Annotated in this window: 23 protein-coding genes and 1 pseudogene; 15 read left to right on the top strand and 9 right to left on the bottom strand. The window is 73.5% G+C overall.

The features are described 5' to 3' along the window. Position 1 precedes the first annotated feature (1 nt). From AB0C12_RS02395 to AB0C12_RS02405, 3 genes are all read left to right on the top strand, one after another. The gene (locus tag AB0C12_RS02395; RefSeq protein WP_360543292.1) at positions 2–1,321 is read left to right on the top strand and encodes an aminotransferase class V-fold PLP-dependent enzyme; all 1,320 of its coding nucleotides are present in this window, start codon (positions 2–4) and stop codon (positions 1,319–1,321) included. A gap of 236 nt (positions 1,322–1,557) precedes the next feature. Beyond that, on the top strand, positions 1,558–2,358 hold the full coding sequence (locus AB0C12_RS02400; RefSeq protein WP_360543294.1) for an alpha/beta hydrolase: 801 nt from the start codon (positions 1,558–1,560) through the stop codon (positions 2,356–2,358). Positions 2,359–2,447: 89 nt separating this feature from the next. Continuing rightward, positions 2,448–4,574, top strand: a complete 2,127-nt coding sequence (locus AB0C12_RS02405; protein WP_360543296.1) for a catalase — start codon at positions 2,448–2,450, stop codon at positions 4,572–4,574. A gap of 67 nt (positions 4,575–4,641) precedes the next feature. Here the strand turns inward: AB0C12_RS02405 and AB0C12_RS02410 are convergent, their stop codons facing one another. Both AB0C12_RS02410 and AB0C12_RS02415 read right to left on the bottom strand, forming a co-directional pair. Further along, positions 4,642–5,445: an MBL fold metallo-hydrolase gene (locus tag AB0C12_RS02410; RefSeq protein WP_360543298.1), complete on the bottom strand. Its 804-nt coding sequence runs from the start codon at positions 5,443–5,445 to the stop codon at positions 4,642–4,644. 41 nt (positions 5,446–5,486) lie between these two features. Next, positions 5,487–7,433, bottom strand: a complete 1,947-nt coding sequence (locus tag AB0C12_RS02415; protein ID WP_360543300.1) for an EAL domain-containing protein — start codon at positions 7,431–7,433, stop codon at positions 5,487–5,489. Positions 7,434–7,571: 138 nt separating this feature from the next. Here AB0C12_RS02415 and AB0C12_RS02420 point away from each other — a divergent pair, with 138 nt between their 5' ends. Next, on the top strand, positions 7,572–8,732 hold the full coding sequence (locus AB0C12_RS02420; RefSeq protein WP_360543301.1) for a branched-chain amino acid ABC transporter substrate-binding protein: 1,161 nt from the start codon (positions 7,572–7,574) through the stop codon (positions 8,730–8,732). An 18-nt stretch (positions 8,733–8,750) separates the two neighbouring features. Here AB0C12_RS02420 and AB0C12_RS02425 read toward each other — a convergent pair whose 3' ends face one another. After that, positions 8,751–10,373, bottom strand: a complete 1,623-nt coding sequence (locus tag AB0C12_RS02425; RefSeq protein WP_360543303.1) for a glycosyltransferase family 39 protein — start codon at positions 10,371–10,373, stop codon at positions 8,751–8,753. Positions 10,374–10,450: 77 nt separating this feature from the next. Here AB0C12_RS02425 and AB0C12_RS02430 point away from each other — a divergent pair, with 77 nt between their 5' ends. From AB0C12_RS02430 to AB0C12_RS02445, 4 genes are all read left to right on the top strand, one after another. Further along, positions 10,451–11,734 (top strand): histidine kinase, encoded by a 1,284-nt coding sequence (locus AB0C12_RS02430; RefSeq protein WP_360543305.1) that lies wholly within the window; start codon positions 10,451–10,453, stop codon positions 11,732–11,734. After that, the gene (locus AB0C12_RS02435; protein WP_360543307.1) at positions 11,731–12,381 is read left to right on the top strand and encodes a response regulator transcription factor; all 651 of its coding nucleotides are present in this window, start codon (positions 11,731–11,733) and stop codon (positions 12,379–12,381) included. Before AB0C12_RS02430 ends, AB0C12_RS02435 begins: the two co-directional genes overlap by 4 nt. Positions 12,382–12,473: 92 nt before the next feature. Continuing rightward, a complete protein-coding gene (locus AB0C12_RS02440) occupies positions 12,474–12,980 on the top strand; it encodes a hypothetical protein (RefSeq protein WP_360543309.1) in 507 nt (168 codons plus the stop codon). A gap of 32 nt (positions 12,981–13,012) precedes the next feature. Continuing rightward, positions 13,013–13,282, top strand: a complete 270-nt coding sequence (locus AB0C12_RS02445) for a DUF2277 domain-containing protein (protein ID WP_212989454.1) — start codon at positions 13,013–13,015, stop codon at positions 13,280–13,282. On the opposite strand, the gene AB0C12_RS02450 is transcribed toward AB0C12_RS02445, so the two are convergent. After that, on the bottom strand, positions 13,263–14,012 hold the full coding sequence (locus AB0C12_RS02450) for a hypothetical protein (RefSeq protein WP_360543311.1): 750 nt from the start codon (positions 14,010–14,012) through the stop codon (positions 13,263–13,265). The genes AB0C12_RS02445 and AB0C12_RS02450 overlap by 20 nt on opposite strands. A 72-nt stretch (positions 14,013–14,084) precedes the next feature. Here AB0C12_RS02450 and AB0C12_RS02455 point away from each other — a divergent pair, with 72 nt between their 5' ends. Further along, positions 14,085–14,444: a metalloregulator ArsR/SmtB family transcription factor gene (locus AB0C12_RS02455; RefSeq protein ID WP_360543313.1), complete on the top strand. Its 360-nt coding sequence runs from the start codon at positions 14,085–14,087 to the stop codon at positions 14,442–14,444. Next, positions 14,441–15,073: an SRPBCC family protein gene (locus tag AB0C12_RS02460; protein ID WP_360543317.1), complete on the top strand. Its 633-nt coding sequence runs from the start codon at positions 14,441–14,443 to the stop codon at positions 15,071–15,073. Before AB0C12_RS02455 ends, AB0C12_RS02460 begins: the two co-directional genes overlap by 4 nt. Before the next feature lie 8 nt (positions 15,074–15,081). On the opposite strand, the gene AB0C12_RS02465 is transcribed toward AB0C12_RS02460, so the two are convergent. Together AB0C12_RS02465 and AB0C12_RS02470 are read right to left on the bottom strand one after the other, a co-directional pair. Further along, positions 15,082–15,657 (bottom strand): sigma-70 family RNA polymerase sigma factor, encoded by a 576-nt coding sequence (locus tag AB0C12_RS02465; RefSeq protein ID WP_360543318.1) that lies wholly within the window; start codon positions 15,655–15,657, stop codon positions 15,082–15,084. Then, positions 15,654–16,373, bottom strand: a complete 720-nt coding sequence (locus AB0C12_RS02470) for a YcnI family protein (RefSeq protein WP_360543320.1) — start codon at positions 16,371–16,373, stop codon at positions 15,654–15,656. The genes AB0C12_RS02465 and AB0C12_RS02470 overlap by 4 nt, the downstream gene beginning before the upstream one ends. Before the next feature lie 130 nt (positions 16,374–16,503). On the opposite strand from AB0C12_RS02470, the gene AB0C12_RS02475 reads away from it, so the two are divergent. Next, a complete protein-coding gene (locus tag AB0C12_RS02475; protein ID WP_360543322.1) occupies positions 16,504–16,923 on the top strand; it encodes a hypothetical protein in 420 nt (139 codons plus the stop codon). A gap of 67 nt (positions 16,924–16,990) precedes the next feature. Continuing rightward, positions 16,991–17,557 carry a hypothetical protein gene (locus AB0C12_RS02480; protein ID WP_360543324.1) on the top strand — a complete coding sequence of 189 codons (567 nt, stop codon included), beginning with the start codon at positions 16,991–16,993 and terminating at the stop codon, positions 17,555–17,557. Between the two features lie 2 nt (positions 17,558–17,559). On the opposite strand, the gene AB0C12_RS02485 is transcribed toward AB0C12_RS02480, so the two are convergent. Continuing rightward, entirely contained in the window at positions 17,560–18,918 is a 1,359-nt protein-coding gene (locus AB0C12_RS02485; RefSeq protein WP_360543326.1) for a HAMP domain-containing sensor histidine kinase, read from the bottom strand. Between the two features lie 2 nt (positions 18,919–18,920). After that, entirely contained in the window at positions 18,921–19,589 is a 669-nt protein-coding gene (locus AB0C12_RS02490; RefSeq protein WP_212989447.1) for a response regulator transcription factor, read from the bottom strand. A gap of 102 nt (positions 19,590–19,691) precedes the next feature. Between AB0C12_RS02490 and AB0C12_RS02495 the strand changes: the two genes are divergently transcribed. The 3 genes from AB0C12_RS02495 to AB0C12_RS02505 are packed head-to-tail and all read left to right on the top strand — an operon-like array spanning position 19,692 to position 22,622. Continuing rightward, a complete protein-coding gene (locus tag AB0C12_RS02495) occupies positions 19,692–20,837 on the top strand; it encodes a hypothetical protein (RefSeq protein WP_360543328.1) in 1,146 nt (381 codons plus the stop codon). After that, positions 20,834–21,766: an ABC transporter ATP-binding protein gene (locus tag AB0C12_RS02500; RefSeq protein ID WP_360543330.1), complete on the top strand. Its 933-nt coding sequence runs from the start codon at positions 20,834–20,836 to the stop codon at positions 21,764–21,766. The genes AB0C12_RS02495 and AB0C12_RS02500 overlap by 4 nt, the downstream gene beginning before the upstream one ends. Beyond that, positions 21,753–22,622, top strand: a complete 870-nt coding sequence (locus AB0C12_RS02505; protein ID WP_360543332.1) for an ABC transporter permease — start codon at positions 21,753–21,755, stop codon at positions 22,620–22,622. Before AB0C12_RS02500 ends, AB0C12_RS02505 begins: the two co-directional genes overlap by 14 nt. 72 nt (positions 22,623–22,694) lie before the next feature. Here the strand turns inward: AB0C12_RS02505 and AB0C12_RS02510 are convergent. Continuing rightward, positions 22,695–23,584, bottom strand: a pseudogene (locus AB0C12_RS02510) (IS5 family transposase). Between the last annotated feature and the right edge of the window lie 20 nt (positions 23,585–23,604).

A 23,604-nucleotide genomic window follows, 5' to 3' on the forward strand; every position in this document is an offset into this window, starting at 1 on the left:
CATGTCCCTCGTCCTGCAGCACACCGACCTCGACGTCGTCGGCGCGGAACTGACCGTCGACCTGCCCGATGGCACGACGGTCCCGTTCGCCCACCTCGACTACGCCGCGACGGCCCCCTGCGTGCGCGCCGCCGCGGACGCCGTGCAGAGCTTGCTCCCCTGGTACGGCAGCGTGCACCGCGGCACGGGCATCCGCTCCCAGACCTCGACCCTGGAGTACGAGCGAGCCCGCGACCTCGTCGGCGAGTTCCTCGGCGCCCGGGCCGGCGACACGGTGATCTTCACCCGCAACACCACCGACGCGCTGAATCTGCTGGCTCGCGCCCTGCCGGCCGAGGCCACCACGGTCGTCTTCGACGGTGAGCACCACGCGAACCTGCTGCCGTGGCGCCGCCCGCTGCGACTGCCCACGCCCGCGAGCCCGGACGAGGCCGTCGCGGCCGTCGAGCGAGCCCTGCGGAGCGTGCGCGGCCTGGACGGCCCCGGGCTGGGCAGGCCCGGGCTGGACGGGCCCGGGCTGGACAGGCCCGGGCTGGGCGGGCCGGTCCTGGTCGCGGTCACCGGCGCGAGCAATGTGACCGGCGAGATCTGGCCGGTGCGCCGGCTGGCCGACGTGGCCCACCGGTACGGCGCCCGCATCGTCGTGGACGCCGCGCAGCTCGCGCCGCACTCGCCCGTCGACCTGGCCACCCTGGGCGCGGACTACCTCGCCCTGTCCGGGCACAAGCTCTACGCCCCGTTCGGCGCCGGCGTCCTGGCCGGGCGGGCCGACTGGCTCGACGCCGCCGAGCCGTACCTCAGCGGCGGCGGGGCCAGCACCGCGGTCGGCGCCGCCGCCGGGGACGTGACGTGGGCCCTCGGGGCCGCCCGGCACGAGGCGGGCACCCCCAACCTGCTCGGCGCGGTGTCGCTGGCCGCGGTCTGCGCGGCGCTGCTGCGCACCGACCGCACCGCGCTGCACGAGCGCGAGCAGGAGCTGCTGGGCCGGCTGCGGGAGGGACTGGCCGGGATCCCGGGGGTACGGCCGGTGAGCGTGTTCGGCGATCGGCAGCCCCGGGTCGGCATCGTGTCGCTCGCCCTGCCCGGACACGACCCCGCGACGATCGCCGACCGGCTGGCCCGGGAGTACGGCATCGGGGTGCGAGCCGGACTGTTCTGCGCCCATCCACTGACGCGTCGGCTGACCGGGGACACCGGCATCGGTGGCTGCGGCAGCGCGACGCCGGGGCTGCTGCGGACGAGCTTCGGGCTCGGCACGACCGACGACGACGTCGACCGGCTGACCACCGCCCTCGCCGAGCTGACCGCCCGCCCAGCCTGACCGCCCACCCAGCCTGACCGCCCAGCCGCACGACCGCCCGCGCAGCTCGACCCGCTCATCCGGACTGGCGCGCCGGGCATGCGCGCCCACGTGGCCGCCACCGCCTGGCCGCCAACCCGCATCGCCGCCCGACCCGCAGCGGTTGACACCCCGCGGCGGTTCCGCCGATCGGGGCACCTGAGGTTCGCCGGGATGCCCGGGGGTATGTACGGCAGGTGATACGACGCATCGCACGGATGACTCCCGGCCAGCGCCTACTGACCCGGGCCGCACCGCGGACCGCCCAGGGATTCGTCAGCCACTGGACCGCGGTGGCCGGCCTGCGGCTGCACGTACGCTCGCGGGCCGCCGCCACCGGCCGGCCGTGGGTGCTGCTGCACGGGCTGGCCGTCTCGCACCGTTACCTGATGCCGACCGCCGCCGCACTCACCGGCGGCCCGGTGCACGTGCCCGACCTGCCGGGCTTCGGCCTGTCCGGCAAGCCGCGGCAGGTCTTCGACGTCGAGCAGCACGCGGCGGTCATCGCCGCCTGGATGGACACCGAGGGCATCACCGCCGCGCGGGTGCTCGCCAACTCGTTCGGTTGCCAGGTCGCCGTCGAGCTGGCCGTACGGCGGCCCGATCTGGTCTCCGCGCTCGTCCTGGTCGGCCCGACGGTGGACCCGGCCGCGCCCACGGCCACCGGCCAGGCGCGCCGCTGGCTGGCCGATCTGGTCTGGGAGGACGCGCGGCAGGCCCGGATCATCGCGGCCGACGTGCGTGACGCGCGGCCCCGCCGGATCCTGACCACCCTGCGGTTGTCCGTGCGTCATCGCATCGATCACCGGCTGCCGCTGGTCCAGGCCCCGGTGCTGTTCCTGCGCGGTGAGCACGATCCCATCGCGCCGCCGCGCTGGCTGCGGCAGGCCGCGCGGCTGACGCCGTACGCCGTGACCGATGTCGTGCCGGCGGCCGGGCACAACGCGATCACGACCGCCGGGACCGTCGTGGCCCGGCGGGCGGTGGCCTTCGCCGCCCACAGTGCGGTCGGGAAATAGACCAATAGAGCGTTTCGGACCTTGCCGATGGGGCACCCGGGACAGGGCCCCGGATTCCCGGTGCCCCGGTATCGAGACGAGGACAGTAGATGGCAGTGAAGCGCCCCCGCAGGTCAGAGCCCACCGTGCCGAGCCCGGCGGCCATGGAGCCGGCGGCGACCACCCCGCTGACCGCAGCGCTGGCACCGGAACAGGGCTTGCAGACCGGGGAGTTCCTCACGACGGCGCAGGGTCTGCGGCTCAGTGACACCGACCATTCGCTGAAGGCCGGACCCCGCGGGCCCTCGCTGCTGGAGGACTTCCACCTGCGGGAGAAGATCACCCACTTCGACCACGAGCGGATCCCCGAGCGCGTCGTGCACGCGCGCGGGGCCGCCGCGCACGGCGTCTTCCGGGCGTACGGCAGCGCGGCGTCGGTCACCAAGGCGGGCTTCCTGGCCGAGGCCGGCAAGGAGACGCCGGTCTTCGTCCGCTTCTCGACCGTGCTGGGCTCGCGCGGGTCCGCCGACACCGTGCGCGACACCCGCGGCTTCGCCGTGAAGTTCTACACCGATCAGGGCAACGTCGACCTGGTCGGCAACAACATCCCGGTGTTCTTCATCCAGGACGGCATCAAGTTCCCGGACATCATCCACGCCGGCAAGCCGCACCCGGACCGGGAGATCCCGCAGGCGCAGTCGGCCCACGACACGTTCTGGGACTTCGTCTCGCTGCACACCGAGGCCACCCACCACGTCTTCTGGAACATGTCCGACCGCGGCATCCCGCGCTCGTACCGCACCATGGAGGGCTTCGGGGTGCACACCTTCCGCCTGGTCGACGCGGACGGCGGCACGCACCTGGTGAAGTTCCACTGGAAGCCGGTCGCCGGGGTGCACTCGCTGGTCTGGGAGGAGGCGCAGCTCGCCGCCGGGGTCGACCCGGACTTCCACCGCCGGGACATGGCCGACGCCATCGACGCCGGCGCGTTCCTGGAGTACGAGCTGGGCATCCAGGTGATGCCGGACAGCGCCGAGGAGACCTTCGAGGGGATCGACCTGCTCGATCCCACCAAGATCGTGCCGGAGGAACTGGCCCCGGTGCAGCCGATCGGGTTGCTCACCCTGAACCGCAACCCGGACAACTACCACGCCGAGGTCGAGCAGGTCGCCTTCCACACCGGCCACCTGGTGCCCGGCATCGAGGTCACCAACGACCCGCTGATGCAGGCGCGGCTGTTCTCGTACCTGGACACCCAGCTCACCCGGCTCGGCGGCCCGAACTTCCCGCAGCTGCCGATCAACCGGCCGCACGCGCCGGTCAACGACAACCTGCGGGACGGGATGCACCAGACCGCCGTGCACCGCGGCATCGCCCCGTATCTGCCGAACAGCCTGGCCGGGGCCGAGGGCCCGGCCCCGGCGAGCGAGCCGGAGGGCGGCTTCGTGCACGTGCCGCGGCTCGTCGAGGGTGCGAAGGTACGGGCCAACCCGGTCTCCTTCGACGACCACTTCAGCCAGCCGGCGATGTTCTACGCCAGCCTGAGCGAGGTCGAGCGGATCCACCTGGCCGAGGCCTTCACCTTCGAGCTCGGCAAGTGCTACGAGCAGGCGATCCGCGAGCGCATGCTCGGCGTGCTGGCCAACGTGGACGCGGGTCTGTGCGCCCAGGTCGCCGCGGGGCTGGGACTGCCTGCCCCGGCCGGCACGCCGGTCGCCGAGGTCCGGGTCTCCGCCGCCCTGTCGCAGGTCACCGGGGTGCCGGGCCCGATCGCCGGCCGGGTCGTCGGCGTGGTCGCCGGGCCGAAGGCCGACCTGGCCGGGATCGGCAAGCTGCGGGACACGCTGACGGCCCAGGGCGCCCTCGTCCGGGTCATCGCGTCGCACGGCGGCGAGCTGGTCAAGGGCCTGCGCAAGGAGATCATCGAGCGCACGCTGCTGACCACGCGGTCGATCGAGTACGACGCGATCCTGATCGCGGGCGGCGCCGGCGACCTGGCGGACGTGAAGCTGACGGTGCTGCTGCAGGAGGCGTTCCGCCACGCCAAGGCGATCGGCGCGTGGGGTGACGGCGTGCAGGCGCTGCGCACCGCGGGCATCGACGTGGAGGCGCCGGGCATCCTGCTCGCCGACGGCATGACGGCCGCGTACCGCAAGCAGCTCGTCGCCGCTCTCGGCCGGCACCGCGTCTGGGAGCGCACCCCGCAGGTCATGGCCGCGGCCGCACCGACGGCGTAGCCGGTCCCGGACTGCCACCGCGCGGGCCGAGGGCTCGGCGCGGTGGCTGCCCGGCCGGGACCGCGGTTCAGCGCAGTGGCAGTTCCAGGCTGTCGCCGCGGGTGATCGGCTGGACGCCGGTGAGGCCGTGCTCGCCGGCCCGGCGCAGGAACGCGCTCAGCGGCGTCTTCTGCACCACGTAGTCGTCGTTGTGGATCGGGATGGTGAGCCGCGGCCGGATCAGCTCGGTCGTGGCCACGCCCTGCTTGTCGTCCATGGTGAGCAGCATGCCCATGATCTTCGTACCGCCGAGATGGATGATCATGGCGTCGATGTCGCCACAGCGTCGGGGCACCTCTTGCAGGAACGGCCGGTACAGCGTGTCGCCGGTGATGTAGAGCCGCAGCCGGCACCGGCCGTCCTCCTCCAGCTCCACGACCGAGCCCATGACGTCGGGCAGCAGCCGGTCCATCAGGCCGGGACCGTGCCGGCCGGGGACCGAGGTCACCCGCAGCCGCTGCCGGCCCCGCGAGAGTTCGTGACTCTCCCAGGTCGGCAGGCCGAGAACCTCCTCGAATTCGCGGCGCCGGAGTTTGCGCTGGGCCTCTCGGGTGGTGACGATCGGCGTCGCCTTGCCCACCTCGGCCGTGGCCACCCGGTCCCAGTGGTCGCCGTGGAAGTGCGACAGCAGCACCGCGTCGAGCGGCGGCAGCTCCGCGACCGAGCAGGCCGGGTCGAGCAGGCGCCGGGTCCACATGCCGTAGCCCAGGTGCACCCGGCTGCCCGCGGACACGAAGTTCGGGTCGGTCAGCAGGGTGAAGTCCCCGAGCCGCAACACGGTCGTCGCGTTGCCGATGAAGGTCACGCTCGCGCGCAGGCCGTCCTTTTCCATGGGGCGCGCATACCCCGGCGGCAGCCGTCCACACCCTCGGATCAGGCGGTCAGCGCGGCACCGACCGCGTGGCGCACGACGTGCTCGGCGTCGAGGCAGGCCTGCGGGAGCCGGTCGGCGGGCACCGGGTGGCTCAGTGCGTAACCCTGGGCGTACTCGCAGGCCATCTCGCGCAGCCGCAGCAGCGCGGCCACGTCCTCCACGCCCTCGGCCACCATGGACAGCCCCAGGTTGTGCCCGAGGTCGATCGCGCTGCGCACCATGACGGCGTCGGGCGTGCCCGGGGTCAGGTCGCGGACGAACGTACGGTCGATCTTGAGCTCGTCGGCCGGCACCCGGCGCAGCTGGGCCAGCGAGCTGAAGCCGGTGCCGAAATCGTCGACCGACACGGTGACGCCGTGCTCGCGGACCTCGTGCAGCGCGCGGACCGCCCGGTCCGGGTCGGCCATGATGCTGGTCTCGGTCAGTTCCAGGCACAGCTGCTGCGGCGGCAGGCCGGCGTCGGCGACCGTGCTCAGCACCCGGGGGACGAAACCGGCGTCGATCAGGCAGCCGGGCGACACGTTCACCGCCACCTGGTACGTGTGCCCCTCGGCCAGCCAGCGCGCGGCCTGCCGGACCGCCAGCCCCAGCAGGTGGTCGGTCAGCCGGATCTCCAGGCCCCGGCTCTCCGCGACGGGCAGGAACGTGGCCGGCATCAGCAGCCCCCGCTCGGGGTGCTGCCAGCGGACCAGCGCCTCGACCGAGGTCACGACGCCGTCGCTGAGGCGGACCTGGGGCTGGTAGTAGAGCCGCAGCTGACCGTCCGGGTCGCCGCTGTCGAGCAGCGCCCGCAGGTCGGCGAAGAGCTGCATCCGGTCCGGGATCTCGGCGTCCTCGGCGGCGTCGTAGACGGCGACCCCGCCGCCGTTGCCCTTGGCCCGGTACATCGCCGCGTCGGCGTGCCGGAACAGCTCGTCGCCGGCGCCGTGCAGCGGGCCGAGCGCGATGCCGAGGCTGCCGCTGATCGCGGCCGGGCCCTCGGCCAGGACGAAGTCGCGGCGCAGCGCGCCGACCAGCCGCTCGGCCAGCTCGGTGGCCTCGGCGGCGCCGGCCACGCGGGGCAGCAGCACGGCGAACTCGTCGCCGCCGAGCCGGGCCACCACGCCGTCGGCGCCGACCCCGGCGGCCAGCCGCCGCCCGGATTCGAGCAGTACCAGGTCACCGGCGTGGTGGCCCAGGGTGTCGTTGACGGCCTTGAACCCGTTCAGGTCGATGACCATGAGGGCCACCTGATGGCCGGTCCCCGCGGTCACGCCGTCCAGGGCAGTTTGCAGACGCTGGCCGAACAGGGTGCGGTTGGGCAGGCCGGTGAGCGGGTCGTGCAGGGCCAGGTGCCGGCTCGCCGCCGCCTGTTCGACCAGCCGCCGCTGGTAGCTCAGCACCAGGCGCAGGATCATGCCGACCAGGGTCAGTCCGACCGCGAAACCGACCGAGGTGCCGACCAGCAGCCGTACCTGGGTCCGGCGCAACGCGGACACCTGCAACTGGGCGGCGTCGTGGTACGCCCGCGACACCTCGTCCACGTCGTCCTGCAACGTGTAGAAGGCCGGCGTCACCTCGAGGCGGTCCAGCTGGACATGGGCGGGGTCGCTGTCGGCGATCAGCGCGATCAGCCGCTCGGCCAGGGCCTGGTACGCCAGCTGCTCGTCCCGCAACCGCAGCGCGTCCGCCCGGGCCTGGCCGGTGTCCCCGGCGATGATCTGCGCCAGCGTGTCGTTCGCCGTCAGCACGACCTGGTCGAAGCGCTGCTGGACGGCCACGGACGGCTCGACCTGGTAGTGCCGCAGGTTCACCTCCTGCATGGCGATCGCGATCCGCGCCTCGAAGAACAGCGAGTCGACGACCAGCGCGTGGCTCTGCTGCTCGGTGGCCCGGGTGGTGTGCACCGTGCCCTGGATGACGTAGCCGGCCAGCGCCAGCAGCACCCCCGCCAGGGCAGCCGTCATCGCGACACTGCGTCCCCGGATGCGGCTGATCACGGCGGACTATTCGGCAGCGACGGGCGGTGGTGAAGGCGAATGGGCTCAGGTGACCGGACCGGGGACCGAAGAGACCCATGAGTCGAAGGACGGGGTGTGGTCCCATTGCGCAGTCGCAGAGTGCTGTCCGGCGTCGCCGTGGCTGTCGTACTGGCCGCACTGGCCGGCTGCGGCGGGCCCGCGGCCGAGACCGAGGGTGGGTCCGCGCCGTCGCCGGGAACGATCCGGCTGGGCACCCTGGTGCCGCTCACCGGGCGCAGCAGCCCGTCCGGCGAGGCCATGGTCAACGCGGCCCGGCTGGCCGTCAGCGAGGCCAACGCGGCCGGTGGGATCCTGGGCCGGCAGGTCGAGCTGGCCGTCGAGGACGACGCCTGCGACCCGGGCACCGCTGTGACCGCCGCCCGGACGCTGGTCGGCAAGGACATCGTCGCCTCGGTCGGCGGCTACTGCAGCAGCGCCACCGTGCCCACCCTGAAGATCTTCCGGGCGGCCGGCGTGCCGATGGTCGTGGCCCAGTCCAACTCCACCGACCTGCTCGCGCCGAAGTACGACAACGTCTTCCTGATCTGCGGCACCGTCACCGCCGAGGCCGACTTCGCGGTCGACTGGATGAAGCGCCTCGGCGGGCACCGGGTCGCGGTGGTGCACGACGGCACCAGCTTCCCGGTGACCCTGGCCGAGTCCACGGCCACGGCGGCGAGACGCACCGCCGGCCTGACGGTGACCGGCCAGTTCGAGCTGAGCCAGGGGGCGCCGGACTACTCCCGGATCGCCGGCTCGGTACGGGCCGGCAAGGCCGACATCGTCTACTACACGGGTTACTACGCCGAAGCCGGCCAGCTCATCAAGGACCTGCGCGGCAACGGCTTCACCGGCAAGATCGTCGTCGGCGACGGCGCGACCGACGGCCCGCTGCTGGAAAATCTGACACCCGCGCAGTCCCGCGACGTGTACGGCACCGCACTCATCTTCCCGGAGTTCCTGCCGGAGCTGGCCGACTGGTCCAAGCGCTACCAGGCGGCCTTCGGCGCCCCGCCGGGGCCGTCGACGGTCGAGGCGTACGACGCGGTGAACGTCGCCCTCGACGCCGTGAAGCGGGCGGGCAGCACCGACCGCGAGGCGGTCCGCAAGGCGATCGCGGCCACCGACCTGGCCGCGATGAGCGGCCCGCTGAGCTTCAACCCGGACGGCACCCGTACCACGCCCAAGTTCCTGCTGCTGCGGGCCGAGAACGGCAAGTTCGGCCTGGCACCGACCGCCCGCTGAGCGGCGGGCCGGGCGACGTCACGGGCGCCGGTAGATGCTGATCGAGTGACCCACCGAGTCGATCGGTGTGCCGCTGCCGGCGATCAGTGCCCGGGTGCGGCCGGTCGCGCCCGCGATCGTGGAGTCCGAGACCACCAGCAGGCCGCGTACCTCGGCCGGCGGCACTTCGCGCGGGTCCTTCGCGTCGATGCCGTACGCGGCCGGCACCCCCGCGCCCTTGTACAGCAACCAGACCGGCTCGCCGGGGTAGCGCTCGCGCAGCCGGTCGGCGACCCGGCCCAGGTCCTGCCCCCAGTCGACGTTCGAGTCGTGCAGCCGCAGGTGGGTCTTCGCCGGCCCGCCGAAGGCCTCGTTCGAGTACGGCAGGTAGTACGGGAACGTGCGTACCGAGCTGACCGCGACGAACGCCACCAGCGCCGCGGCCGTGACCCGGGTCCAGCGCGGGCGCAGGGTCACCACGGCCGCGGCGGCCACGGCCAGGAAGACCGGCAGGAAGATCGCGTACCGGCTGCCGTAGTTGCGGGCGCCCGTCATGGCCACGACGAACAGGATCGCCGGCATCACCAGCACGTAGAGGGCCGCAGCCCGCAGCCGGGCCACGGTCAGCATGGTGACCGCGCCGGCCAGCCACAGCACCAGCATGCCCAGCGGCGTCTTCACCAGCATCGCCGCGGGCAGGTAGTACCAGCGCGAGCCCCGGTACGCCTCGCCGAACAGGAAGCCGTTGAACGTCTGCTGCTCGAAGCCGAACTGGATGCGCATGCCGTCGCGGTACGGCTCCGGCATCGGCACCAGGTTCACCAGCGTCCGCTTCAGCCCGTGGAGCTCGGGCAGGCCGATCGGGGTCAGGAAGTGCAGCGTCGGGTCGACGACGAGGTAGCTGACCCACACCACCGCGAGCGCGATCAGCCCGACCCCGGCCGCGGCCACCACCCCCCGCAGCCGTCTGACCGCCAGGAACGCCAGAAGCAGCACCACCGGCACCGCGGGCAGCGCGCTCATCCGGGTCGCCAGCGCGGCACCGAGCGCCAGCCCGGCCAGCGGCAGGTACAGCCGCGGGCGGTTCCGGGCCCGCCAGAGCAGCCACGCGGCGGTCAGCAGGAAACCGGCCGCCGGCACGTCGAGAGTGGCCAGCGACCCGTGCGCGATCAGGTCGGGCGAGAAGGCGTACAGGGCCAGGGCGAGCAGCCCGCCCACCGGTCCCACCAGGTCGCGGGCGAAGGCGAACACCACCAGGCCGAACAGCAGCGTCAGGATGATCATCGGGAGCCGGGCGGCGAACATCAGCTCGTACGGGTCGTTGCCGGCCTCGTAGAGCACGTACCGGCCCAGCTCGGACTGGTTGCCCCGGTAGCGCGGATCGACGTGCGGATCGGCGAACACGAGCCCGGCCGCGATGATCAGCTTGCCGAGCGGGGGATGTTCCGGGTTGTAGCGCAGGCTGTGCTGCTGGACGTAGGTGATGGCCGCGCCGACGTAGACCGGTTCGTCGATGGTCGGCGTCTGCTGCACCGAGGTGACCACCATCGCGGCCGCCATCTGACCGAGCATGACCACGATGAGCAGAGCAACCAGCCACCGTCGGTGACGCCGGGGCGTGGCAACGGCAGCGGGCTGCGACTCATCGACGTCCACGGTCATCCGCAGAACCTATCCGGGCCCGGGGGCCGGACCTCGCCGGGGCAGCGGCCGGTGCCGTGGCGCACTAGGGTCCCGGCATGTCCACCGTGGCACCCCGGACCCCGCCCGCGGCGGCTGCCCAGCGGTCCCCCGCGACCCGGATGATCCGGCCGCTGGTGGCCGCCACGACGTACCGGCGGGCTGCGTTCCTGCTGCTCGGCGGCGTTCTGCTGTTGCCGTACGGGCTGGTCGGGGTGGGTCTGGCCCGGCTGGCGGCCGACGACGGCACGCCGGTCACCGTCGTCGTGGTGCTCGGCGCCGCGACCGCCGTCATCGGGCTCGCCCCGCCCTTCCTGCACGGCGCGCGCGCACTGGAGATCGCCGCCGCCCGCTGGCTGCTCGGCGTCGACCTGCCGGACCCGCCCGCCACGCCGGCGCCCGAGGCACGGGTGCGCGCGGCGCTGTGGTTCGCCGTGCATCTCGGCGTGGGCGCGATCGTGGGGCTGGCGCTGTTCGTCGCCGTGCCGGTCGCCGCGGGACTGATCATGACGCACACCGGCTGGCCGGCCGCCGGCCTGGGACTGCTGGGGGTGGCCCTGCTGGTCGCCACCGGCTACGCGACCGCCGGGCTGGGCGCCCTGGCCGCCGTGATGGCGCCGGTGCTGCTGGGCCCGTCGGCCGACGAACGGGTCGCGGCGGTACGGGCCGAGGCGCGCAAGCTGGCCGAGCGCAACCGGCTGGCCCGCGACCTGCACGACTCGGTCGGCCACGCGCTGACGGTGAGCGTGCTGCAGGCGGCCGCCGCCGGTGAGCTGCTGGAACGTGACCCGGCCTTCGCGCGGCGGGCGCTGACCGCGATCGAGGAGACGGGCCGGGCCGCCCTGGAGGATCTGGACCAGGTCCTGGGCCTGCTGCGCGACGAGCGGTACCGGCCCGGCCGCTCCCCCACCGATCGCACCGCGCCACGCCCGCCCGGCCCGAGCGGAACGACGCCGTCCGGCCCGGACCAGGCGGCCCCGCGCAGCCCGGGCCAGGCGTCGGCGATCCGGCAGCCGGACCTTCGTGATCTCCCCCGGCTCGCCGCGGGCGCCGGCGCGCAGCTGGCGACCACCGGCGCGCTCGATGACGTGCCCGTCGAGCTGTCCCGCGAGGCGTACCGGGTCGTGCAGGAGTCGCTGACCAACGCGCTGCGGCACGCCGCGCCCGCGCCGGTGTCGCTGCGGGTCAGCGCCCGCGGTCCGGACCTGGTCGTCGAGGTGCGCAATCCGCTGCCCGGCCGCGGGCTGGCCGGGATGCGGGAACGGGTCTCACTGCTGGGCGGCGAGCTGGTCGCGGGTCCGGACGGCGACGACTGGCGGGTACGCGCGGAGTGGCACCGGTGAGCACCCCCGCCCAGCCGGTCCGGGTGGCCGTGGTCGACGACGAGGAGCTCGTCCGGATCGGGCTGGCCGCGATCATCTCCACCGCCCCGGACCTGACCGTGGTCGGTGAGGCCGCCGACGGGGCCGCCGTTCCGCCGCTGCTGGCCCGGACCCGCCCCGACGTGGTGCTCATGGACGTGCGGATGCCGGCGATCGACGGCCTGCAGGCCACCCGGCACGCGCTCGCCACCGCCGCCCACCCGCCGCGCGTCCTGATCATCACGACCTTCGAGCACGACGAGTACGTGTACGCCGCCCTGCGCGCCGGGGCGAGCGGCTTCCTGCTCAAGCGGGCCCGTCCGGCCGAGGTGCTGGCGGCGATCCGGGTGGTGGCGGCCGGCGAGTCGCTGCTGTTCCCGGCGGCGATCCGGCGGCTGGCGGCCGCGTACGGCCGCCGCACGCCCCCGGCCGACCTCACCGACCGGGAGGCCGAGGTGCTGCGGCTGATGGCGCGGGGCCTGTCCAACGCCGAGATCGCCGCGCAGCTGGTGCTGGGTGTGCAGACGGTCAAGACCCATGTCGGCAACGTGCTGGCCAAGCTGGGCGCCCGCGACCGTACCCAGGCGGTGATCGCCGCGTACGAGTCGGGGTTCGTGAGTCCCTCCTGAGAGGGAGCCGGTTCCCTCCCGGGCGGGAGTCGTCCCGGGCCGCGACGGACCAGGCTGATCCATGTCGGAAGTACCCGAGACCTGGAGGAAGCATGATGAAGCGCGCAGTTCTCGCCCTGACCGCCGCGGCCGCCGTCCTGATCACGTCCGGTGGCGCCGCGTCGGCCACCCGCCCGAAGCCGACCGAGCCCAGCCTGGTCGGCTCGGCGACGTTGTGGCGGGCCGCCGGGGACGACATCCGGTTCACCTTCGACGCCCACGGCCTCGGGCCGGACGCCCGGGGGACGTTCCGGGTCAGCCACTACCTCGGCACCGAGGGGGCCTGGTTCAGCGGGCGGATCGACTGCCTGGCGGTCGGCGGCCCGGTGGCGGTCGCCACGGGGATCATCACCGCCAGCAGCCTGAAGGAGTTCATCGGCGTGCGCCGCGGCTTCACGGTGTACGACCACGGCCGGCACGACCGGGTCGGCTACAGCTGGGTGATCGATCCGGGCAACACCGAGTCGGTGCCGCTGTGCGTGAGCGGCGCGCCCTACGAGACGGTGGAGACCGGCGACTTCCGGACCGTCGAGTGGTTCCCGCCGGGCGTTCTGCCCTGACGGTCCGGCCCGCGGTGACTACGCTTCTGCGCATGTGCCGAAACATTCGCCAGCTGCACAACTTCGAGCCGCCCGCCACCCCGGACGAGGTTCAGGCGGCCGCCCTGCAGTACGTGCGCAAGGTAGCCGGGTCGACGAATCCGTCGCAGCGCAACCAGGCCGCGTTCGACCGGGCGGTCGCCGCGGTCGCGGCGGCGACCGAGGAGCTGCTCGCCGAGCTCGTCACCACCGCGCCGCCCAAGGACCGCGAGACCGAGGCGGCCAAGGCCCGCGAGCGGGCCGCTAAGCGGTACGCGTCCTGACCGAGGCCCCGGTGAGGGTGAGATACCAGGCCGAGTCGGTGAAGCCGGGTCCGGTCTCCTCGCCGATGTAGAGGTCGAGGTGCTTGCTCCCGCCGAGGCCGGGCGTGAACTCGTCGGTCACGGTCCAGCGGGCCCGCCGCAGAGCCGAACAGACCGGCTCGGGCGCGGCTGCTCCGTCGTCGGTGTGCCCGCAACCGGCGACGCGGACGGTCGTGCCGCGAGGCAGCACGCCGGGGTCGGCGGCGGCCGAGACGAACGGGCGCAGCGGGGCGCCGGCGGTGTCCCGGGCGGCGGTGTCGAGCCAGTAGCCGATGTCGTACGACCAGTTCAGGTACGTGCCGGCCACCGTACGCCCGGTGCCCTCGTCCTTGACCGCCGCGACGAAGTCGGCGGGATACTCGCCCAGGTCCTCGTCGCCGTGCGCGCAGTCGAGCCCGCGGCAGCCGGTGACGGTCTCGGGCTCGCCGTCGTGGAAGCTCTGCACGGCGGTGTAGTAGACGGTCAGCTCCCACCCGCTGCTGACGGCGGCGGCCGGCGCCGTGGACGAAGCGCGGGCCGAGGCCGCAGTCGACGCGGCGGGCGAGGCGCTCATCGAGGGCCCGGGGACGGACCAGGCTCCGAACGAGGGCCGGGGCAGGGTCGTGGACGGCGCCCGCGCCGCCGGATCGCCGCAGCCCGCCAGCAGGCTCAGCGCCAGCACCACCGAGCAGAACCGCACGTGAAGCAGCATCGCAGCAGTCCACCGGGCCGGGCGGTTAATTAAGAGTTGACTTATATAAGCCGTGGCTGGCACAGTGGCGGGGTGCATGCCTTCGACGTGCTCGGCGACCCGGTCCGCCGCCGCATCCTGGAGCTGCTCGCCGACGGCGAGCAGCCCTCCGGCGCGGTCACCGAGGTCATCCGGGCCGAGTTCGGCATCTCCCAGCCGGCCGTCTCCCAGCACCTGCGGGTGCTGCGCGACAACGGCTTCGCCACGGTACGCCCGGACGGCGCCCGGCGGCTCTACGCGGTCGACGACACGGCGCTGCGCGAGGCCGACGAGTGGCTGAGCAGATTCCGCCGGTTCTGGACCCCTCACCTGGACGCGCTGGCCACCGAGGTGGCCCGCGGTAAGCGACAGCGGCGGCTCGCCGCCCGCGACGACGATCGGAGCGACGGATGATTGACGCGAAGCAGCAAGTCAGCGCGGTACGGCGGCAGGCCGGTGGACGCACCCTGGAGGCCGGCGAAGCCCGCGTGTCGACCATCAGCCAGGTCTACGACACCGGCCAGGACGACCTGTGGGACGCGGTGACCGACCCGGAACGGATCACCCGCTGGTTCCTGCCGGTCAGCGGGGAACTCCGCGAGGGCGGCAAGTACCAGCTCGAGGGCAACGCCGGCGGCACGATCTCCCGCTGCGACAAGCCGCACGGCTTCGCCGCCACCTGGGAGTACAACGGAGAAGTCAGCTGGATCGAGGTCCGTCTGGTCCCGGAGGGCGACGGGCGCACCCGCTTCGAGCTGGAGCACGTCGCGCACGTCGCCGACGAGTTCTGGGAGCAGTTCGGCCCCGGCGCCGTCGGGATCGGCTGGGACGCCGGCCTGCTCGGCCTGGCCATGCACCTGGCGGATCCGGCGGCGCCCCGCGACCAGGCGGCCATCGAGGCGTGGATGGTCTCCGACGAGGGCAAGCTCTTCTACCGGCTGAGCAGCGACAGCTGGGCCGAGGCCGCCGTCGCCGACGGCACCGACCCGGCCGTCGCCCGCGAACGCGCCGACCGGTGCTACGCGGCCTACACGGGCGGCTGACCGGGCCGTCAGCCCGCCGCGTTCGAGGGGCGGCCGCGGCGCGGGTCACCGCTGGCGGCCAGCGCCGCCACCAGATCCTCGCGGGCCCGGGCCACCCGGGAGCGGATCGTCCCCACCGGACAGTCGCAGACCTCGGCCGCTTCCGCGTACGAGAGACCGAGCAGCTGGGTGGCCACGAAGGCCTCCCGCCGCTCGGCGCTCAGCGCCCCCAGCAGGTCGCGCAGGGCCAGGTCGTCCTCGAAGCGCGGCCGGTCGGCGCCGAGCGCCGCGTCGGCCGCGCCCTGCCAGTCCTCGACCCGGGCGATCCGCGGCCGGACGACCGCGGCCCGCACGTGGTCGACGGCGACCCGGCGCGCGATGGTGTAGAGCCAGGTGCGGGCGCTGGACCGGCCGGCAAAACCGGGCAGGCTGCGCAGCGCCCGCAGGTACGTCTCCTGGGTCAGGTCGTCGAGCTCCTCCGGCCCGGCCAGGTGCTGCAGGAAGCGTCGCAGCTGCCGCTGGGTGGCCCGGACGAACGCCGCCGCCGCGTCCCGGTCACCCCGGCCCGCGGCGAGCGCCCACCCGGTCACCTGCTCGTCGGTCACTGCCCCGCGGTGCTCTGACCCGAGCGGCGGTACGCGAGCAGCCCGAGCACCAGCGCGGCCAGCCCCAGCACGATGCCGACGATGCCGGCCCAGGTCCCGTTGCCGTCCGGCTCCGCCTCGCCGGCCGCCGAGACGGTCGGTGCGGTGCTGCTGGTGGCGGCGGCCGGCGCGTCGGCCGCCGCGGCCGCGGTGAGCTTGAGGACCGGCGCGGGCTTGTCCGGCTCGGTGCCGTCGGTGGTGGGCTCGTCGATCCAGCGCACGACGTTGCCGTCCGAGTACGTCTGCAGGGCCTTGAACACCACCTGCGGCACCTGCGGCAGCGGGCCGAGCGAGACGTCGAACTCCTGGAACTGGCCCGGCTTGATCGCCGCGTCCCCGGTGGCGGTCCAGGTGATCTTCGTGACCGCCTCGTTGATCTGGGTGCCGTGCGCCTCGATCGGCTTGGCCAGCTTCGACTTCACCGGCGCCATGGTCCAGCCGGCCACCGGCTTGAGCGACACCGACGCGAACGGCGTGTCGGCCGGCAGGTTGACCTCGACCTTGGTGGTGCTCGCGGTGTCGCTCTCGTTCGGCACCCGGAAGGTGACCTTGGCGTAGCCACCCTGCACCGCGGTGTTCGCGTTGACCGTGACGTGCGCGGACGCGGGCACAGCGAGGGCGAGGGTGAGCGCGGTGACCATTCCGGCCACCGCGGCCGAGCGCTTCAACAGCGACATCAGAAACCTTCCGGTCGGACCCGGCCGGGGCGCCGGGCACGGTCATTGGTCGGTGACCGTCCCGGGAAAGTTCCCGCGGATTTCGCGAGCCGCCGGCTGCTGATTTCTCCGCGTGCCCCATGATCCCCGGATGCCCGGCTGGCAGACCCTGACCCACGCGTACGGGCCGGCCGGTGACGTGCCCGGTCTGCTCCGCTCGCTCGCCACCGGCGACAGTGCGGCGGCGGACGAACTGAGCGACCTGCTCGTCCATCAGGGATCGAGATATCCGGCCACCGTCGCGGCGGTGCCGTTCCTGATCGACACGTTCGCCGGTGCGGGAGTGGCGGCCCGCGCGGCGGCCTACGCGGTGCTGGCCGACATCATGGCCGTCGACCGCGAACCGGCACCGCGCCGCCGCACCGCCGGGCCGACCCTGGCCGAGCTGGCGGAGGACCGCAGCGACCGGCGGGTCGCCCGCCGGTCCGAGCCGGCCGCCGCCCGCCGGATCCGCTGCCGCGGCCACCGATCCCGCCGAGTCACCCGCCGGATCCGCTGCCGCGCCCGCTGAGTCGCCCGCCGGTCCGGCCGCGGCGCGGGCGCTGGCCGCCCGGCTCGCCGCTGAGCAGGATCCGCAGGTGGCCGCGTCGCTGTGTCTCGCCGCCGCGACGACCCTCGATCCCGCGCTCGTCCCCGCGATCGCCCGGTGGCACGACCATCCGCACGATCTGACCCGCTGGTCGGCGGCAATGGCGCTGGTATGTCTCAGCGATGAGCCGGACCCCGACCTGGCCCGCGAGCTGGCGGACCTCGTCGGCCGGCCGGGCTCGGCGGACGAGGCCGACGCCTGGCCGATGCACCCCACCCCGCGGGACGGCGCAATCCGGGCGCTGTCCACCCTGGTCCCCGGATCGATCCCCGGCCTGCCCCAGCTGCTGGCCGAGCCCTTCTACCAGTACGGCGCCGATCCCCGCCTGCTCGCCCTGCTGCTGAGCGCCGTCTTCCCGGACGGACCACCGGCCGAAGGCACCACCGCCGCCGAGCTGACCGAGCTGCAACGCGATCTGATCGGCTTCATCGTCGACGGCGGCATCCTGGACGACGAGGGCTTCGGACCGTGGCACCGCGTGATCGCCGAGTGCAATCTGCCGGCCGGGCAGGCGGCCCTGGCCCGGTTCGTCGGCCGCAAGCCCGGCGGGCGCTGAAGTCAGGCGCCCGGCAGGCGGACATCCACGCGCAGCCCCGGCGGCGGGGAGGCGCCCCGCAGCACCACTGTGCCCCGGTGCCGGCGGACCAGTTCGCGGACGATGGCCAGGCCCAGCCCCGAACCGCCGGCGTCGCGGGCCCGCGCGTCGTCGAGCCGGGTGAAGCGGTCGAAGACCCGCTCCCGGTCGGCCGCCGGGATGCCCGGGCCGTCGTCCGAGACCGAGATCATCTGGTACGCGCCGTCGGCCACCACCGTGAGCCGTACCGACGACGCGGCGTGCCGGACGGCGTTGTCGAGTAGGTTGGCCACCACCCGGCCGAGCGCGTCGCGGTCCCCGCGGGTGCGCAGCGGCACGGCCGGGCGTTCGTACTCCACCGCCGGGTAGCGGGCCGCGACCTCGCCCAGCAGCTGTCCCAGCTCGACGGCCTCCATCCGCCGTTCCTCGACCCGGGTGCTGCCGTCGTCGGACCGGGCCAGCAGCAGCAGGTCGTCGACCAGCCGGCTGAGTCTGTCCACATCGGTCAGCAGGTCGTCGGCGAGCGCCGGCCAGTCGGTGGTGTCCGGCAGCCGCTGCGCCACCTCCAGCTCGGTGCGCATGTTGGTCAGCGGGCTGCGCAGCTCGTGGGCGGCGTCGGCGACGAAGGCCCGCTGGCGTCCCCGGGCCGCGTCCAGGCGGTGCAGCATGTCGTTGAGGGTGACCGCCAGCCGGTGGATCTCGTCATGCGAGTCCGGCACCGGCAGCCGGTCGGAGCGGGCGCCGCCGGTGATCTCCTCGGCGCCGGCCCGCAACGCCTCGACCGGGCGCAGGGTCGCGCCCATCACCCGCCAGGCGACCAGCGCGAGCAGCGCCACCAGCGCCGGGAACGTGAGCAGCAGGGTGGTGCGCAGCAGCTGCAGCCCCTGGGTCAGGTCGGCGGTGGGCCGCGCGACCAGCACCCGGACCGGGTCGTCGGCGGGCCCGGCCGCCACCATGACCACCCAGACCCGGCCCTCGAAGCCGATCCGGTGGCCGGGGATGAACTGACCCTCCCGGTCGGTCAGCGCGTCCAGCTCGTCCGGGTAGAGGATCGGCACCAGTCGGTCGGCGCCGGTGGACGCCGCGCGTACCCGGTCCCGGGCGTCGACGATCTGCGCCCGTACGCCCGGAGCAGCCGGCAGCGGCCTGGTCACCGTCTTGGCGTCGACCAGATCGGCGATGGCGTCGGCGGTGTCCAGCGCCTCCTTGTTCGCCGTGCGCAGCAGCGCGAAGTTCATCGTCGCGACCAGCACCACGCCGCCGCCGGCCAGCCCGACGAAGAGCACCACCACCGACACCAGCAGCAGTCGCGCCCGCAGGCTGAGCCGGCGCAGCCAGGTCATGCTCAGGACCCGTCGACGGCGGCCAGCCGGTAGCCGGCACCGCGGACCGTCTCCAGCCGCTCCCGGCCGATCTTGCGGCGCAGATAGCCGACGTAGACCTCGACCGCGTTCGCGGCGGTGTCCAGCGCGGCGTCCCAGACGTGGTCGAGCAGCTCGGTCTTGGAGACCACCTCGCCCGGGCGGCGCAGCAGGTATTCCAGCAGGGCGAACTCGCGGGCGGTCAGCACCACCTCGGCTCCGGCCACGGTCACCTTGCGCTGCGCCGGGTCCAGCTCCAGGTCGCCGTGGCGCAGCACCGCCGGGCGTTCCGGGGTGCCCCGCCGCAGCAGTGCCCGCAACCGGGCCAGCAGCACCACGTACGAGAACGGCTTGGTCAGGTAGTCGTCGGCGCCGCAGTCGAGCCCGTCCGCCTGGTCGTACTCACCGTCCTTGGCCGACAGCATCAGCACCGGCAGCCATTTCTGCTCGGCGCGCAGCTGGCGCACCACCCGGTAGCCGGACAGCCGCGGCAGCATGACGTCGAGAATCATCGCGTCGTAGTCACCGTGGCGGGCCAGCTCCAGCCCGTCCTGACCGTCGCCGGTCACGTCCACCGCGAACCCCTCGGCCTGCAGACCCCGCTGCAGGGCAGCCGCGAGCCGCGCCTCGTCCTCCACCACCAGCAACCGCACCCCACTACCTTGGCATGGGTGGGGCAACCCCTAGGGGATGTTCTCAGCGGCGTCACAGCCGGTGCGGCGCAGGATGGCTGCAGACAACGGGAGGTGCTCATCGTGAGTGTGTTCAGGTCAAGGCCCGCGCTGCGCTGGCTGGTTCCGGCAGCGGCAGCGGTCGTCGTCATCGGAGGCGGCGCCGCGGCGGGCACGATCGTCGCCAGCGCGGACCCCTCGCTGCCCGAGCGCAGCGCGGCTCAGCTGCTGGTCGACGTGCAGAACGCGAAGGTCGACGGCTTCTCCGGCACGGTCGTGCAGACGGCCGACCTGGGCCTGCCGTCGCTGCCCGGCGTCACCAGCGGAGCCGGCAGCTCGGAGATCATGAATCTGGTCGCGGGCAGCAACACCGCGCGGGTCTGGTACGCCGGCGAGGACAAGGCGCGCCTCGCCCTGATGGGCACGCTCGGCGAGACCGACGTGATCCGCAACGGGTCCGACGTGTGGATGTGGCGCAGCACCGACAGCTCGGCGACGCACTTCAAGCTGCCGGCGGACAAGGCCGGCGCGGCCGGGCCCAAGGCGCTGCCCTCGGGTGTGCCGTCGACGCCGCAGGAGGCCGCCGACGCGGCGCTCGCCGCGATCGACCCGACCACGGCGGTCACCACGACCGGCGCGGCCAAGGTCGCCGGCCGGGACGCGTACGAGCTGGTCCTCACCCCGCGTGACACCGCCTCGCTGGTGGGCCAGGTGCGCCTGGCCATCGACGCGGACAAGCACATCCCGCTGGGCGTGGACGTGTATGCCAAGGGCGCCAACGACCCGGCCGTACGGGTGGCGTTCCAGCAGGTCAGCTTCGAGGTGCCGGACGCCGAGCAGTTCACCTTCAACCCGCCGCCGGGCACCAAGGTGACCGAGCCCAGCGAGTCCGACATCGCCAAGGAGCGCGAGAAGGCGATCACGCCCGAGGCGGAGAAGGCGCAGAAGGAAGCGGCCGAGGGCACCAAGGTCGTCGGCAAGGGCTGGACGTCGGTGCTGGTGGCCACGATGCCCAAGGGTGACGACGCCAAGGCCAAGGCCGAGGACGGCGCGGCCGGCGCGGCCGGGCAGCTGGACGCGATCGTCGGCACACTGCCGAAGACCAGCGGCAGCTGGGGCAGCGGGCACCTGCTCACCAGCGCCCTGTTCAGCGCGCTGATCACCGACGACGGCCGGATCCTGGTCGGCGCGGTGGCCCCGGAGAAGCTGTATGAGGCAGCCGGAAAGTGACTGACCTCGCGGTCGCCACACAGGGGCTGACCAAGCGGTTCGGCAGCCAGGTCGCGGTGGACACCGTCGACCTGGCTGTCCCCCGCGGTTCGGTCTACGGCTTCCTCGGCCCGAACGGCTCGGGCAAGACCACCACGATCCGGATGCTGCTGGGGCTGATCGGCCCGAGCGCCGGGCAGCACGAACTGCTCGGCGCGGCGATGCCGGAGCACGCCGCCGACGTGCTCCCCCGCGTCGGCGCGCTGGTCGAGGGCCCCGGCTTCCACCCGTACCTGTCGGGGCGGGACAACCTGCGCCGGGTGGACGCGGCCGATCGCCGCGCCGAGGCCCGGACGTCGGACGCCCGGATCGCCGCGGCCCTGGACCGGGTGGGGCTGGGCGCGGCAGCCGGCAAGCGCTACCGCACCTACTCGCTCGGCATGAAGCAGCGGCTGGCCATCGCGGCCGCTCTGCTGGTGCCGCGGGAGCTGCTCATCCTCGACGAACCGACCAACGGCCTGGACCCGCAGGGCACCCGCGAGGTGCGCACGCTGGTCGGGGCGCTCGCCGCGGAGGGCGCGACGGTGCTGCTCAGCACGCATCTGCTCGCCGAGGTCGAGCAGGTCTGCACGCACGTCGGGGTCATGCACCGCGGCAGGCTGGTCGCCCAGGAGCCGCTGGCGCAGCTGCGCTCGGACGCGGCGCCGCGGGCCCGGGTGCTGACCGACCAGCCCGCCCAGGCGGCCCGGGTGCTGCGCACGCTGGGCCTGACCGAGGTCGCCGAGACGGCGGCCGAGGCCACCGGGCAACTCGGCGCGATCGCGCCGGAGAAGGTGGTGGCCGCGCTGGTGCACGACGGGGTGGCGGTACGCGGCTTCGCGGCCGAGTCGCCCAGCCTCGAGGACGTGTTCGTCTCCCTGACCGGAAGAGGCTTCGATGTCAGCGGTTGAGGTGTCCGGGCTCCCGGCGACCCCGGTACGCCGGGTCTCCACCCGGTTCCTGCGCTCCGAGCTGCGCCTGATCGCGGTCCGCCGGCGCAATCAGGTCGGCCTGGCCGCGCTGGCCGCCGTACCGGTCGTGCTGGCCGTGGCCATGAAGGTGGCCGCGCCGGACACCTCGGACCGCCCCGGCGGCGGTCCGGACTTCTTCGCCCAGATCACCGGCAACGGCTTCTTCGTGGCGCTGGCCGCGCTCGGCGTCGAGCTGGGACTGTTCCTGCCGATCGCCGTCGCGATGCTGGCCGGGGACGCCGTGGCCGGCGAGGCCAACCAGGGCACGCTGCGTTACCTGCTGACCGTGCCGGTGAGCCGGACCCGCCTGCTGGCCGTCAAGTACGCCGGCATCGTCGCCGGCGCGTTCCTGGCGCCGCTGGTGGTGGCCGTCTCGGGGCTGGTGATCGGGCTGATCCTCTTCGGCGGCGGGGACGTCACGCTGCTGTCGGGCACTCAGGCCGGCTTCGGCGAGGCCCTGCTGCGGTTGCTCGGCGTCTGCCTGTTCCTCGGGGTGTGCCTGTCGGCGCTGGGCGCCCTGGGGCTGTTCCTGTCGACGCTCACCGAGCAGCCGATGGGTGCCACCATCGCGCTGACCATGCTGACCGTGGCCAGCTTCGTGCTCCAGCAGATCCCGCAGCTGGACTGGCTGCACCCGTACCTGCTGACCCGGCACTGGCAGGACTTCGGGGAGCTGCTGCGCGACCCGGTGTCCTTCGACGCGCTGACGCCCGGGCTGCTGTCGGCCGGCGCCTACATCCTGGTGTTCCTGTCGGCGGCGTGGGCCCGCTTCGCCGGCCGCGACATCACCAGCTGACTCACGCGGACCGGCGGGCGGCTCCGGCACCCTCCACGACGACGGCCCGGCCGTAGCGGTCGATGAGCGCGGCTAGGTTCTGTCTCTTAGATCAAGGCCGTCGGGTACGGCGCGGAGCCAGTCGAGCATCTCGATCATGTCGAGGGTGGCTTGGAAATGGGCGCCGAGCTTGTCGTAGCGGGTGGCCAGCCCACGCCAGTGCTTGCGCCGGTTGAAGCCGCGTTCGACCTGGTTACGCCGCCGATAGGCGGCCGGGTCGAACGCCGGTGGCCGGCCGCCGTTACGACCTTTGCGGAGCCGGTTGGCGATCTGGTCGCGCGGTCGCGGGATCGTCGTGGTGATGTGCTTGTCCCGCAAGGCTTTGCGGTTCGCCCGTGACGAGTACGCCCGGTCGCCGGTTAACGAGGTGGGACGTTTTCGGGGCCGGCCGGGCCCAGGTCGTAACACTCGGACCTGATCGAGTAACGGGATCAGCTGCTGGGTATCGGCGGCTTGTCCCGGCGTGATCAGCGAGGTCAGAGACCGGCCTCGACCGTCGGCCAGGGTGTGAATCTTGGTGGTCAGCCCGCCGCGAGAGCGGCCGATGCTTTCCCGTGCCTGCGTCTCGGCGATACTCAGCCCCTTTTTGCGGCCCCGGCCGCGTGCTGATGAGTCCGCACGATCGTCGCGTCGACCTGGGCGTCCCAGTCGATGTCATCGTCAAGTTCGGCCAGCATGATGACCTGCGCTTTCAGCCTTGCCCAGGTGCCATCGGCCGCCCACCGCCGGAATCGTTGATACGGCGTCTTCCAGGGCCCGTAACGTTCGGGCAGGTCCCGCCACGGCGAACCGGTGCGTTTCACTCAGCAGATCGCGTTGATCACCTGTCGGTGATCACGCCACCGCCTGCCTTGAACCGGCTGTGCCGGCAGCAACGGCGCCAGCACAGCCCATTCCTCGTTTGTCAGATCACCACGCGCCACACCCGACCCAACGATCGACG

It is taken from the genome of Actinoplanes sp. NPDC048967, from assembly GCF_040649415.1.
Taxonomy (GTDB): domain Bacteria; phylum Actinomycetota; class Actinomycetes; order Mycobacteriales; family Micromonosporaceae; genus Actinoplanes.

What these genes read in the sequence shown, in the direction of transcription:
- AB0C12_RS02395 (WP_360543292.1), top strand. Translation starts at nt 2, where the DNA reads ATGTCCCTCGTCCTGCAGCACACCGACCTCGACGTCGTCGGCGCGGAA.
- AB0C12_RS02440 (WP_360543309.1), top strand. Translation starts at nt 12,474, where the DNA reads ATGATGAAGCGCGCAGTTCTCGCCCTGACCGCCGCGGCCGCCGTCCTG.
- AB0C12_RS02445 (WP_212989454.1), top strand. Translation starts at nt 13,013, where the DNA reads ATGTGCCGAAACATTCGCCAGCTGCACAACTTCGAGCCGCCCGCCACC.
- AB0C12_RS02400 (WP_360543294.1), top strand. Translation starts at nt 1,558, where the DNA reads ATGACTCCCGGCCAGCGCCTACTGACCCGGGCCGCACCGCGGACCGCC.
- AB0C12_RS02450 (WP_360543311.1), bottom strand. Translation starts at nt 14,012, where the DNA reads ATGCTGCTTCACGTGCGGTTCTGCTCGGTGGTGCTGGCGCTGAGCCTG.
- AB0C12_RS02430 (WP_360543305.1), top strand. Translation starts at nt 10,451, where the DNA reads ATGTCCACCGTGGCACCCCGGACCCCGCCCGCGGCGGCTGCCCAGCGG.
- AB0C12_RS02410 (WP_360543298.1), bottom strand. Translation starts at nt 5,445, where the DNA reads ATGGAAAAGGACGGCCTGCGCGCGAGCGTGACCTTCATCGGCAACGCG.
- AB0C12_RS02475 (WP_360543322.1), top strand. Translation starts at nt 16,504, where the DNA reads ATGCCCGGCTGGCAGACCCTGACCCACGCGTACGGGCCGGCCGGTGAC.
- AB0C12_RS02505 (WP_360543332.1), top strand. Translation starts at nt 21,753, where the DNA reads ATGTCAGCGGTTGAGGTGTCCGGGCTCCCGGCGACCCCGGTACGCCGG.
- AB0C12_RS02415 (WP_360543300.1), bottom strand. Translation starts at nt 7,433, where the DNA reads ATGACGGCTGCCCTGGCGGGGGTGCTGCTGGCGCTGGCCGGCTACGTC.
- AB0C12_RS02470 (WP_360543320.1), bottom strand. Translation starts at nt 16,373, where the DNA reads ATGTCGCTGTTGAAGCGCTCGGCCGCGGTGGCCGGAATGGTCACCGCG.
- AB0C12_RS02425 (WP_360543303.1), bottom strand. Translation starts at nt 10,373, where the DNA reads ATGACCGTGGACGTCGATGAGTCGCAGCCCGCTGCCGTTGCCACGCCC.
- AB0C12_RS02460 (WP_360543317.1), top strand. Translation starts at nt 14,441, where the DNA reads ATGATTGACGCGAAGCAGCAAGTCAGCGCGGTACGGCGGCAGGCCGGT.
- AB0C12_RS02485 (WP_360543326.1), bottom strand. Translation starts at nt 18,918, where the DNA reads ATGACCTGGCTGCGCCGGCTCAGCCTGCGGGCGCGACTGCTGCTGGTG.
- AB0C12_RS02405 (WP_360543296.1), top strand. Translation starts at nt 2,448, where the DNA reads ATGGCAGTGAAGCGCCCCCGCAGGTCAGAGCCCACCGTGCCGAGCCCG.